This is a genomic window from Bradyrhizobium sp. USDA 376, assembly GCF_054063675.1.
Genome location: NZ_JBSSGN010000001.1, coordinates 675001 through 687702 on the forward strand (window position 1 = coordinate 675001; position 12702 = coordinate 687702).

Consider the following 12702-nt stretch of genomic DNA (forward strand, 5'->3'; position numbering starts at 1 on the left):
CTGGTTAGCGCACCGTCTTCAGGTAAAACCAACTCCCATGGTGTGACGGGCGGTGTGTACAAGGCCCGGGAACGTATTCACCGTGGCGTGCTGATCCACGATTACTAGCGATTCCAACTTCATGGGCTCGAGTTGCAGAGCCCAATCCGAACTGAGACGGCTTTTTGAGATTTGCTAGGGGTTGCCCCTTCGCTTCCCATTGTCACCGCCATTGTAGCACGTGTGTAGCCCAGCCCGTAAGGGCCATGAGGACTTGACGTCATCCCCACCTTCCTCGCGGCTTATCACCGGCAGTCTCCTTAGAGTGCTCAACTAAATGGTAGCAACTAAGGACGGGGGTTGCGCTCGTTGCGGGACTTAACCCAACATCTCACGACACGAGCTGACGACAGCCATGCAGCACCTGTGTTCCAGGCTCCGAAGAGAAGGTCACATCTCTGCGACCGGTCCTGGACATGTCAAGGGCTGGTAAGGTTCTGCGCGTTGCGTCGAATTAAACCACATGCTCCACCGCTTGTGCGGGCCCCCGTCAATTCCTTTGAGTTTTAATCTTGCGACCGTACTCCCCAGGCGGAATGCTTAAAGCGTTAGCTGCGCCACTAGTGAGTAAACCCACTAACGGCTGGCATTCATCGTTTACGGCGTGGACTACCAGGGTATCTAATCCTGTTTGCTCCCCACGCTTTCGTGCCTCAGCGTCAGTATCGGGCCAGTGAGCCGCCTTCGCCACTGGTGTTCTTGCGAATATCTACGAATTTCACCTCTACACTCGCAGTTCCACTCACCTCTCCCGAACTCAAGATCTTCAGTATCAAAGGCAGTTCTGGAGTTGAGCTCCAGGATTTCACCCCTGACTTAAAGACCCGCCTACGCACCCTTTACGCCCAGTGATTCCGAGCAACGCTAGCCCCCTTCGTATTACCGCGGCTGCTGGCACGAAGTTAGCCGGGGCTTATTCTTGCGGTACCGTCATTATCTTCCCGCACAAAAGAGCTTTACAACCCTAGGGCCTTCATCACTCACGCGGCATGGCTGGATCAGGGTTGCCCCCATTGTCCAATATTCCCCACTGCTGCCTCCCGTAGGAGTTTGGGCCGTGTCTCAGTCCCAATGTGGCTGATCATCCTCTCAGACCAGCTACTGATCGTCGCCTTGGTAGGCCATTACCCTACCAACTAGCTAATCAGACGCGGGCCGATCTTTCGGCGATAAATCTTTCCCCGTAAGGGCTTATCCGGTATTAGCACAAGTTTCCCTGTGTTGTTCCGAACCAAAAGGTACGTTCCCACGCGTTACTCACCCGTCTGCCGCTGACGTATTGCTACGCCCGCTCGACTTGCATGTGTTAAGCCTGCCGCCAGCGTTCGCTCTGAGCCAGGATCAAACTCTCAAGTTGGACTTGAACTTTGAACCGGCTGATCACAACGTTTGACGAGGTCCCACCATTTTTCATCGACCGAAATCGACGAGCTGCCTGCGATTCACATCGCGGGCAACGATGGTGTTTCCTTTAAAACGTGTACCGCCGAAGTCTTTCGTCCGGTCTCGATCAGAAAAGCCGAAGCTTTTCAGAAGCGAGACCCGCAAGGACTCCGCCGTCCACGTTTCTCTTTCTTCATCTTCACTTGTCAAACAGCCCGGAGCCGGAGAGGCCCCAACCTTCCTGAGAGGAAGGGTTCCGACACCCTTACCGACGATGGATGAACTCCAACCGACTGGTGTCGGCTGTTGTGTTCACTCAACAAGGTGAGGAGCATCAGTGGCGCGTTCGCTCGCCTCGGTCAGTGACCCGGCGGCGCCGCGCTCAGTGGTTGGGGTTATAGGCCCCACCTTCCGGGCTGTCAACGCCAATCGTCAACAAATCGTCGCACAGTGGATCAGCGCAGAAAATCTAGCGATTCCAGTCGATTAGAGGACCGGCAGGCGCTCGGAGCGGAGCCGCTCGGCAAAAAATCTCAAAAAAAGTTTGCGCCCCAGGAGCCTCCTCAGCGGCTCCTGAGGGGCTCGGGGAGCGGCCTTGGGCGTCCCTCCCGGGCCGCCCCGCCGCCCGCCCGTTCAGGAAACTTTTTCCATATTAGGCGCCGTACTTGAGCCACAATCCCGCGGCGTTCTGATAAGAGACAAAGCTTGAATCGCAGGGATGCCAGTGGGGGCTGCCGGCGATTTGCGTGGGGTCAGAGGAAGGCGATCATACCGATGAAGCGGCCTTCTTCGGACATTCGAGAAGCATCGAGAGATCTTTTTCCGCTTAGCTGTTCGTAATTTCGGCCGGCCCGTCATCGGGGCCTTCTGACCGCGGACGCCTGTGCGGCTTGCCCATTCCTGCGATGCCCCTCGAAGAGGGCGGCCAGGAAGGGGCTTGAAACCGGGCTCGTGGAATTGGGCTCGTGGAATTGGGCTCTTGGGTCGTTGATTGGGGGACTTGGGTTGAACCACAGGACGTCACGCGGCGCTTATGGGCGTGAGACCGGGATCATCGATCTCGGCCACGAGCCGCCGCTGTCCGTCGATGGTTCGGAAGCTGCCGTCATCGATCGCCGTCGCGTCTCGGTGCAATGGTTCAGCGGCACAATTCTGACCGGACTCTGCGGCGCAGCCCTGATCGGCGGCGCCGTTTTCGCGTCGCTCGACGGCGAGATGACCTTCGCCAAGGTTCCGGAACGCGTCGAAGGCGCGCTGCGTGGGGCGTTCGGCGCAGCTGATCGTGCCGCCACGCTGCACAAGAGCGACCGGCTGCCGCCGCCCAGCGAATCCACCGCCTCGCGCAACATCATGCGCGTCTCGACGGTCGCCCGCGTCGGCAACCGCGACGTGATGCGGGTGCGTCCGTTCGTGCGGATCGCCGGCAATCTGTCGATGACGACGAGCGATCTGTCGGCGAAGATTCCGCCGTTCAATGCCCAGCGCCTGCTCACCGACGTCGGCTCCGATCCGAAGACGGCATCGGACGATCCGAACAATCCGGAAGCCGTCGAGCCCGACGCCGAGGTCTCCTTCGTGACCAAGGACCTGTCGCCGGTGCTGCCGAAGGCCAAGATTTCCGCGGTGGTGGCGCTCGACGACATCCTGATGCGGGTGCGCGATGCCGCCAACTGGCGCGGCAATGGCGGGGTGCGCTACGCCTCGCTCGCCAACGCCGCCGCCGACGTCTCCGGCGCGACCGGTCCGTCCGACATCAAGATGGCCTACGCCACCGAGGTGTCGCCGTCCGATCCCTATGCCGGCTTCGAGACGCGCGTGGTGCCGGAAAACGTCACGCTGCTGCCGAAGACCAAGGAACAGATCACCGGCGGCAATCCCAACGGCGAACGCGTCCATGTCGTCAAGAGAGGCGACAGCGTCGGCTCCGTGCTGCGTGATCTCGGCGCCACGGCCGACGAGATCAAGGCGATCACCGCGACGCTCGGCCCGCGCGGCCGCGACGGCGGCCTGAAGGAAGGCGAAAAACTCCGCATCCTGATGGCGCCCGCAAGCCCCGGCGCCCGCCTCCAGCCCTATCGCGTCGTGGTTGCAAACGACACCATGGTGGAAGCGATCGCGGCGCTGTCCGATCTCGGCAAATACGTCGCGGTCGACGTCTCCAGCATGAACACCGTCGCTGATGCCACGGCCAACGCCAACAGCGACGACGATGACGACGATGATGGCACTGGCGTCCGGCTCTACCAGAGCATCTACGAGACCGCGATGCGCAACAAGGTGCCGATGCCGGTCATCGAGGACATGATCAAGATCTATTCCTACGACGTCGATTTCCAGCGCAAGGTGCAGCCGGGCGATTCCTTCGACGTCTTCTACGCCGGCGAGGAAGAGGGCACGACGTCGAGCGAAAAGAACGACGTGCTGTTCGCTTCGCTCACCGTCGGCGGCGAGACCAAGAAATACTACCGCTACCAGAGCCCCGACGACGGCGTCGTCGACTACTACGACGAGACCGGCAAGAGCGCGAAGAAATTCCTGGTCAGGAAGCCCGTCAACAACGCCATCATGCGTTCGGGATTCGGCGGCCGCCGCCACCCGATCCTCGGCTTCGTGAAGATGCACACCGGCGTCGACTGGGCCACCGCCTATGGCACGCCGATCTTCGCCTCCGGCAACGGCGTGATCGAGAAGGCCGGTCCTGAAGGCGGCTACGGCAAATATATCCGCATCAAGCATTCCAACGGCTACGAGACCGCCTACGGCCACATGTCGGCCTTCGCCAAGGGCATGGAGGTCGGCAAGAAGGTGCGGCAAGGCCAGGTGATCGGCTTCGTCGGTTCGACCGGCCAGTCGACGGGCCCCCACGTCCACTACGAAATCCTCGTCAACGGCCGCTTCGTCGATCCGCTGCGCGTAAAACTGCCGCGCGGCCGTTCGCTGGAAGGCACGGTGCTCGCCGGCTTCGAGAAAGAGCGCGACCGCCTCGACGCCATGATGAGCGGCCGGGGCGCGGCCATCGCCCGCATGTCGGACGCAACCGGCGGACCGTTGCAGGTCACCAACCGCTAAGTCGGCTGCGGCGCACGCCCAACCAGACATCTTCAAGCACGATCAAACGGAACGCTGAGAGGCGCGGCCGCTTCACGGCGCCACAATTTCAAGTTTCGTTTGCCAAAGCCGCATGACGGGCGAATACTTTCCAAAAAACGGGAGGTCTCGCCATGAAGAACAGGCTCGCCTGCGCGGCCCTGATTGCTACGATTTTCTCCGTCACGAGCGCATTGGCTGACGGCTGGGAGATCACCAAGCTCGTTCCTGGCTCGGCATTCCACGGCGTGCACGGACTTGCGATCGACAAGGCCGGCCATTTGTTTGCCGGCAGCGTCGCGGGCGCGGCGCTCTACGAGGTCGACATCGCCGCCGGTACCGCCAAGGTTGCAATCCCCGCTCCGGTCGGAATGGCCGACGACATCGCATTCGCGCCCGACGGCACCATGGCCTGGACCGGCTTCCTGACCGGCGATCTCTATGCGCGCAAGGGCGACGGCCCGATCAGGAAGCTCGCCTCCGGCCTTCCCGGTATCAATTCCCTCGCCTTCCGCAAGGACGGCAGGCTCTACGCCACCACCGTCTTTCTCGGCGACACGCTCTATGAGATCGACGTCGAGGGCGTCAAACCACCCCGCCAGATCATGGAGAAGATGGGCGGCCTCAACGGCTTCGAATTCGGTCCTGACGACAAGCTCTACGGTCCGCTCTGGTTCAAGGGACAGGTCGCCAAGGTCGACGTCGACAAGGCCGAGCTGACGGTCGTCGCCGACGGCTTCAAGGTCCCGGCCGCGGTGAACTTCGATTCCAAGGGCAACCTCTTTGTGGTCGACACCGCGCTCGGCCAGCTCGTGCGGGTCGATCCCAAGTCGGGCGCCAAGACCATGGTCGCGCAGCTGAAGCCGTCGCTGGACAACCTCGCGATCGACGGCAGGGACCGCATCTATGTCTCCAACATGGCTGACAACGGCATCCAGGAGGTCGATCCGGCGACCGGACAGGCCAAACAAATCATCATCGGCAAGCTCTCCCTGCCCGGCGGCATCGGCGTCACCTCGGAGAACGGCAAGGATACGATCCACGTCGCCGACGTATTCGCCTATCGCACGGTGGACGGGGTGACCGGCGAGGTCACCGAGAAGGCGCGCATGCATGCCGCCGGCGTCACGCTCGAATATCCGATGAGCGCGACGGCGAAGGGCAACGACGTGGTCCTGTCGAGCTGGTTTACCGGCACGGTGCAGGTGATCGACGGCAAGACCGGCGCAACGCGCGACATGCTGCACGACTTCAAGGCGCCGCATGACGCCATCGTGCTGGCGGACGGCAGCATCCTGGTGGCCGAGCTCGGCACCAAGTCGCTGGTCCGCGTAAGCGGCGAGCACGGCAAGGACCGCACCACGTTGATTGGCGACCTCGAGGGACCGATCGGGCTCGTCAGTGGGCCGGGCGGCGAGGTCTACGTCACCGAAGCCTTTGCGGGCACCGTCGCCAGGGTCGACAGCAACGGCGAGAAGACCGTGCTCGCCAGGGAGCTGAAAATGCCCGAAGGCATCGCGCGAGGCCGCGACGGCAAGCTGATCGTGGCGGAAGTCGGCGCCAGGCGGCTGATCGAGATCGTGCCGGAAACCGGCGTGGTCACCGAGATCGCCGCCGATATCCCCATCGGGCTGACGGGCGCGCCGGGCGGCCTGCCGACCCACATTCCGACAGGCGTCGCGGTCGGCGCGACCGGCGTCATCTACTTCTCCTCCGACATCGAGAATGCGATCTACAAGGCGGTGAAGAAGTAGCGTCTGCCAGTGGGGTCCTGCTGACCTGGAACCGGCCCCGCCGGTTCCCCGTTATACGCTAATGGGAAGCCGACCAGCAGGAGGATCGCCGCATGACGCGCCTCTCACGCGACGATGTCATCAAGGCCGTGGACCGGGCCGACGACGTTACCATTGCCCAGATCATCGGGACCGGCGCGACCGTCGAAGAACTCGCAGAAGCCCAGGCCTGGCTCGCCAATGACGAGCCGATGATCAACGATTTGCGGCCGCTGGCCCAGGGACGGGTGCGCGAGCTGGTGGATATTCTTTCGGAGCTGGAAGAGAACGAGGAGGAGGAAGGCCCGGCCTCCCCCGGCCCCGCGTCCGCAGTCAGCTAGCAGCTGCACCCGAAACAATTCGCCCGGAAAGGACGACCTCTTCGGGACGATTTTGTTTAGCAATGAAATGCCGGCGATCCGTTCAGCTTCCGCTTGGAGGCCGGCGCGTCGAACTGGGTGATATCCGCTGTCTGCTGCGCCTTGCCAAGGTCAGCACATTGCCTGCGGACGAGATTGCAACGGTGTCGCCGTCCCTGACGTCGCCGCCCAAAATCCATCTCGGCAAGCGGTCTTGGAGGTAGCGCTCGGGATATCCGCATAGTTGCGCGGGATACGATGCAGTAAGTCGACGCCTGACTGCTGCGTACTACGCGACGGTTCACCACAGACCTGTAGGTCGTAGCCCCCGCGATCCTTGGAGTGCCTCGCAACTCCTCTCGACCTTTTCCCAATGAACAGTGTGGCACGATTGCAACGCAGACTTCTCAATTAATTTTAGAGGGTACGCCGACGGGTAACTTTACATTGTAAGCAACCCGGACGTGTGTTTCGATAAATCATATTGTGCGGCCAGTAACGGCAGGGGGGTGCTGTGACGGCGGTGTTTTTGCGTATTCGCGTTTTATTTTTCATTCTCTCGTTTGCCGCTGTTGTGAGCGGGTGCGCCCGAGGGGTGGCTGAGTTTCAACTCTACACTCAGGCTTTCAATACGCAGTTTGAGCAAGGCGATTCTATTTTGAATGGAATCGCGAAAGCGGAACGAATTGTTGTTCTGCGAGGCATCAAGCAAACTGCCGCTATTCCTGCGTTCAATCCGGACCAGGCAGCATACTTTGTCGATACCGTTGACCCACCGATTACTGGATCAATTCGAGCCTCACTGAAATCGCTCAAATCCTACAATGATCTATTGGGAGGTTTGGCAAACGGCGAGGCCGCCGAGGCTTTGTCAAATCGTCTGGGTACGTTGACAAGCAATGTCGTCGGCGCGGTTGCCGCCTCGCAAGCGGCCATTGGCGGGGCCGGAGCCATTCCGGGCGCTGACAAGCTTGTTTCAGACAGCGCCAAATCGCTGCTAAGCGTTTCACCCTTGATCAAGCAAATCGCGACGTTCGCAAGTCGCGAGGCATTCAGACAACAGCTCATTGCGGCTTATCCGGCAATGAGGGAGCTGTTGATTACGTTGCGGGCCGGCACTCCTGCGATGTTCGAGATTCTCAAACGGTCTCGCGTTACCCGCGGCTCGCTCGAGACACCCAGCGGAATTTCTTCTGACGGCCAGACTGCACTGGAAAAAGATCGGGTCATGCTCGCAGCCTGGGTAATCCTCTTGGACAAGGCGCTTGTCGCCATGGAGGCGGCGGTTACCGCAGCGATGGCGGACATATCCTCGGCTGACCTCGCGAGTCTATCCGAAGCGTCCATTGAGCTACGCGTCCTTGCGGAGCAAGTGAAAGCATTGCGTATAAAGTAAGCATTTCGAGTGGAGAGATTTCATGCCCACCTTGCCGCAAACGCAGAGTGAACTCGAAGCACTCCGAGCGAGCCTTTTTCAGCAATATCAGGACGCCAAGTCACGGAACGATCAAGCCGAGATGGCGAGACTGACCGGAATTGCAGGCGAAATCGACGACTTATTGGACAAAATTGCGATCACTGATCTTCAGACGCTGGCGACAAAGCTGGAGGCGATAAAAGCAAAAATAGACACAGCGGCTCAAAAGGCGAAAGGCTGGCCATTCGGATCGCTGAACGCTCCAACCAATCACGAACGCCCGTTTCGCGACGACATTCAGGACAACGACTCGGAAGACCAAGGCCCGGATGCGCCGGCGCCTCAGCCCGGCCCGATGCCATCCCAGAAGATTCCGACAGTAAGTCCCGGCTGGAGCCAGAACTACACCGAACTCTGGAGCACAATTCAAATTCGGCCGGAGTGGAAAAAGACTTCGGACGCTATCGCAAGCAAGATCGTTTCCAACCAAGGTCGCTATGCCGCGGCCGTTTCGGGAACTGCCATTCCCTGGTGGTTCATCGCAGTCGTTCACGCCATGGAGTGCAGTCTTCGTTTTGACCAGCATCTCCACAACGGTGATCCGCTAACGGCACGCACTGTCAGGGTTCCCAAAGGTCGCCCGCCTGCCGGTGCACCTCCATTTACATGGGAGGAAAGCGCTCGGGATTCCATCGTTTACGAAAGCCTCGACAAGGTCACCGATTGGACCCTCCCGAGCGTATTGTTTCATTGGCACCGCTACAATGGCATCAACAACGAATACAAGCGGCGCGGAATCCCAACGCCGTATCTTTGGAGCGGATCGCAACACTACACGAAGGGCAAATACGTCGCAGACCACGAATTTGATGCCAACGCCGTCTCCGGTCAGGCAGGTGCGGCTGTTATCCTGAAAGCCCTGGTGGATGTGGGGGCCGTTACAGTCGATCCTCAATTTGCCGTCACTACGAACGCCGCGGCCGCCACCGAGCATGTCCCTTCCCTCAATATCAACACAACCGGTTCTGCATTTCAGCACGTCCCAGCCGAACTCGACTTCCCAGGCGCCCTGGACCTAGATTCGCCCAGGAATAGGACGAACAGGATAGTCATCACTCATGTGCAAGAATGGCTGAACATTCACGGCGTCGTAACGCCGATCGATGGAGACTTCGGTCATTCGACCGCAGAGCAACTGAAGAGTTTTCAGATCAAGACGAACCGAGAGCCAACGGGACAGCTTGATGCGGAGACGTGGGCGCTTTTAACCGCACCGATGCGTTGCGCACTCGCGACAATCGATCACGGACCGTCCTCCTCATTCGAGGACGCCATATTGAGAGTTGCACAGCAGCATATCAAGCAGATGCCGATCGAGATCGGCGGCAACAACCGCGGTCCCTGGGTGCGCCTCTATATGCGAGGAAACCAGGGAACGGACCAAAAATGGTGCGCCGGATTCGTCTGCTTCATCGTGGCCCAGGCGGCGCGCGATCTCGGTACAAACATTCCGTTCAGGAGACAAGCTGGCGTGGACGAACTCGTAAACGACGCAAAGGCGAGCGGCCGGTTCGTTGCGGAATCCGAAGTCCGCGATGAGGTCAAGAGAAGATCGAAGCTTCGCCCGGGCCAGATATTCGTCGTTCGCGCCTCCAGCACAGATTGGACCCATACCGGCGTCGTGTTATCGATCAACGATAAGACATTTGATACATTTGAAGGTAACACCGGCGGAGATGGTGGAAACGACGGCGCGAATGCTCGGCAAGGTAATCGCAGCTATACGGGCAAGGATTTCATCCGATTGACCTAGGCTCGCCCATTCATTGAGAAGCGAAATGCCCCAGAGAGGCCGAGCCTGTCTGGGGCAAACCGTCGTTCAGATGCGGCGTCGCGAGCCTCAGTTCAGCTTACGCTTCGGCACCGGCGCCTCGAACTGGGCGATCTCCGCGGTTTGCGGTGCCTTGCCGTTGAAGGTCAGCACGTTGCCTTCGGAGGAGATCGCGACCGTGTCGCCGTCCCTGACGTCGCCAGCCAAAATCATCTCGGCGAGCGGATCCTGGAGGGAGCGCTGGATCACCCGCTTCAGCGGCCTTGCGCCGTAGGCGGGGTCCCAGCCCTTGGCCGCGAGCCAGTCGCGGCCGGCGGTGTCGAGGTTCAGCACGATCTTGCGATCGGTCAGCAGCTTCTGCAGCCGCGCGAACTGGATCTCGACGATCCGGCCCATCTCGCTCTTCTGCAAGCGGTGGAACAGGATGATCTCGTCGACGCGGTTGAGGAATTCGGGGCGGAAATGCGCCCGCACCGTTCCCATCACCTGCTCGCGCACAGCCGACGTATCCTCGCCCTCCGGCTGGTTCACCAAAAATTCCGAACCGAGGTTCGAGGTCATGATGATCAGCGTGTTGCGGAAGTCGACGGTGCGGCCCTGGCCATCGGTCAGGCGGCCGTCGTCGAGCACCTGCAACAGGACGTTGAAGACGTCGGGATGCGCCTTCTCGATCTCGTCGAACAGCACCACCTGATAAGGCCGGCGCCGCACCGCTTCGGTGAGCGCGCCGCCCTCGTCATAACCGACATAGCCCGGAGGCGCGCCGATCAGCCGCGAGACCGAGTGCTTCTCCATGTATTCGGACATGTCGAGGCGGACCATAGCGGTCTCGTCGTTGAACAGGTACTCGGCGAGCGCCTTGGTCAGCTCGGTCTTGCCGACGCCGGTCGGCCCCAGGAACATGAAGGAGCCGGTGGGGCGGTTCGGGTCCTGCAGGCCTGCACGGGAGCGACGCACGGCGGTCGCGACCGCACGCACGGCCTCGGCCTGGCCGACGACGCGGGTGCCGAGCTGCTCCTCCATCTTCAGGAGCTTCTCCTTCTCGCCCTCCAGCATCTTGTCGACGGGCACGCCGGTCCAGCGCGAGACCACCTGCGCGATGTGGTTGGCGGTGACCGCCTCCTCCATCATCTCACTGGTGCCTTCACGCGCCTCGATATCGGCAAGCCTCTTCTCGAGCTCGGGAATCCGGCCATAGGCCAGCTCGCCGGCCTTCTGGAATTCGCCGCGCCGCTGCGCATTGGCGAGTTCGACGCGCAAGCCATCGAGCTCGGCCTTCAGCTTCTGGGCGTTGGAGAGCTTGTTCTTCTCCGCACTCCAGCGCGAAGTGAGCGCCGCGGACTTCTCCTCGAGCTCGGCCAGCTCCTTCTCGAGCAGCTCGAGACGGGTCTTGGAGCCGAGATCGCTCTCTTTCTTGAGAGCTTCCTGCTCGATCTTGAGCCGGATGATCTCACGGTCGAGCGAATCCAGCTCTTCCGGCTTGGAATCGACCTGCATCTTCAGCCGTGCCGCGGCCTCGTCCATGAGGTCGATCGCCTTGTCGGGCAGGAAGCGGTCGGTGATGTAGCGGTTGGACAGCGTCGTGGCGGCCACCAGCGCGGAATCGGTGATCCGCACGCCATGGTGCTGCTCGTACTTGTCCTTCAGCCCGCGCAGGATCGAGATGGTGTCCTCGACCGAGGGCTCGCTGACGAAGATCGGCTGGAAGCGCCGCGCCAGCGCGGCGTCCTTCTCGACGTGCTTCTGGTACTCGTCGAGCGTGGTCGCGCCGATGCAGTGCAGCTCGCCGCGGGCGAGCGCCGGCTTGAGCAGATTGGAGGCGTCCATCGCGCCGTCGCCCTTGCCGGCCCCGATCAGCGTGTGCATCTCGTCGATGAACAGGATGAAATGGCCGTCGCTCGCGGTGACTTCCTGGAGCACGGCCTTCAGCCGCTCCTCGAATTCGCCGCGGTATTTTGCGCCCGCGATCAGTGCGCCGAGGTCGAGCGACAGCAGCTTCTTGTCCTTCAGGCTCTCGGGCACGTCACCGTTGACGATGCGCAGCGCGAGGCCTTCCGCGATGGCGGTCTTGCCGACGCCGGGCTCGCCGATCAGGACGGGATTGTTCTTGGTCCGGCGCGAGAGCACCTGGATGGTACGGCGGATCTCCTCGTCGCGGCCGATGACCGGGTCGAGCTTGCCGTCGCGCGCGGCCTGGGTCAGATCGCGGGCATATTTCTTCAGCGCGTCATAGGCGTTCTCGGCGGTCGCGGAATCCGCGGTCCGGCCCTTGCGCAGCGCCTCGATCGCCGCATTGAGGTTTTGCGGAGTGACACCACCCTTGTTGAGGATCGTGCCGGCCTCGCTGGTCTTCTCCAGGGTGAGGCCGAGCAGCAGCCGCTCGACGGTGACAAAGCTGTCACCGGCTTTCTCGCCGGCCTTCTCAGCCGCGTCGAAGGTGCGGACGAGCTCGGGCGCGAGATAAATCTGGCCGGCGCCGCCGCCGGAGACCTTCGGCACCTTGTTAAGGGCCTCCTCGGTCGCCTTCAGGATCGCGCGGGAATTGCCGCCGGCGCGGTCGATCAGACCGGCCGCGAGCCCCTCATTGTCGTCCAAGAGGACTTTCAGGACGTGCAGGGTGGAAAACTGCTGGTGCCCCTCGCGCACTGCGAGCGACTGCGCGGACTGGATGAAGCCCCTCGAGCGTTCGGTATATTTGTCGATATTCATGTCTTTTGTGTCCCTCGGCCTGCCCCTGGGGCCCTCCAAGGCACCCCAAACGGCATCTTCATTGGGTTTCCGATTACCGCATTGACGTTTCTCAACCGGTAACGG

At 61.2% G+C, this 12702-nt stretch carries 6 protein-coding genes and 1 rRNA gene (1 of these 7 only partly in view); 5 read left to right on the forward strand and 2 right to left on the reverse strand.

What is annotated here, in order from left to right; genetic code table 11:
- Positions 1 to 1396 (reverse strand): 16S ribosomal RNA (locus ACVJ19_RS02975); it reaches 93 nt to the left of the window's first position.
- 1031 nt (positions 1397 to 2427) lie between these two features.
- Between ACVJ19_RS02975 and ACVJ19_RS02980 the strand changes: the two genes are divergently transcribed.
- The 5 genes from ACVJ19_RS02980 to ACVJ19_RS03000 all read left to right on the forward strand — a co-directional run bounded on the left by ACVJ19_RS02980 (position 2428) and on the right by ACVJ19_RS03000 (position 9870).
- A complete protein-coding gene (locus tag ACVJ19_RS02980; protein ID WP_453947952.1) occupies positions 2428 to 4491 on the forward strand; it encodes a peptidoglycan DD-metalloendopeptidase family protein in 2064 nt (687 codons plus the stop codon).
- 152 nt (positions 4492 to 4643) lie between these two features.
- Positions 4644 to 6263 (forward strand): hypothetical protein, encoded by a 1620-nt coding sequence (locus ACVJ19_RS02985; RefSeq protein WP_453947953.1) that lies wholly within the window; start codon positions 4644 to 4646, stop codon positions 6261 to 6263.
- Positions 6264 to 6355: 92 nt separating this feature from the next.
- Positions 6356 to 6622: a hypothetical protein gene (locus tag ACVJ19_RS02990; protein WP_453947954.1), complete on the forward strand. Its 267-nt coding sequence runs from the start codon at positions 6356 to 6358 to the stop codon at positions 6620 to 6622.
- A 532-nt stretch (positions 6623 to 7154) separates the two neighbouring features.
- Complete coding sequence (locus ACVJ19_RS02995) at positions 7155 to 8036, forward strand: hypothetical protein (protein ID WP_453947955.1); 882 nt, start codon at positions 7155 to 7157, stop codon at positions 8034 to 8036.
- Between the two features lie 22 nt (positions 8037 to 8058).
- Positions 8059 to 9870: a peptidoglycan-binding protein gene (locus tag ACVJ19_RS03000; protein ID WP_453947956.1), complete on the forward strand. Its 1812-nt coding sequence runs from the start codon at positions 8059 to 8061 to the stop codon at positions 9868 to 9870.
- Positions 9871 to 9957: 87 nt separating this feature from the next.
- On the opposite strand, the gene clpB is transcribed toward ACVJ19_RS03000, so the two are convergent.
- Positions 9958 to 12597, reverse strand: a complete 2640-nt coding sequence (gene clpB / locus ACVJ19_RS03005; protein ID WP_453947957.1) for an ATP-dependent chaperone ClpB — start codon at positions 12595 to 12597, stop codon at positions 9958 to 9960.
- Between the last annotated feature and the right edge of the window lie 105 nt (positions 12598 to 12702).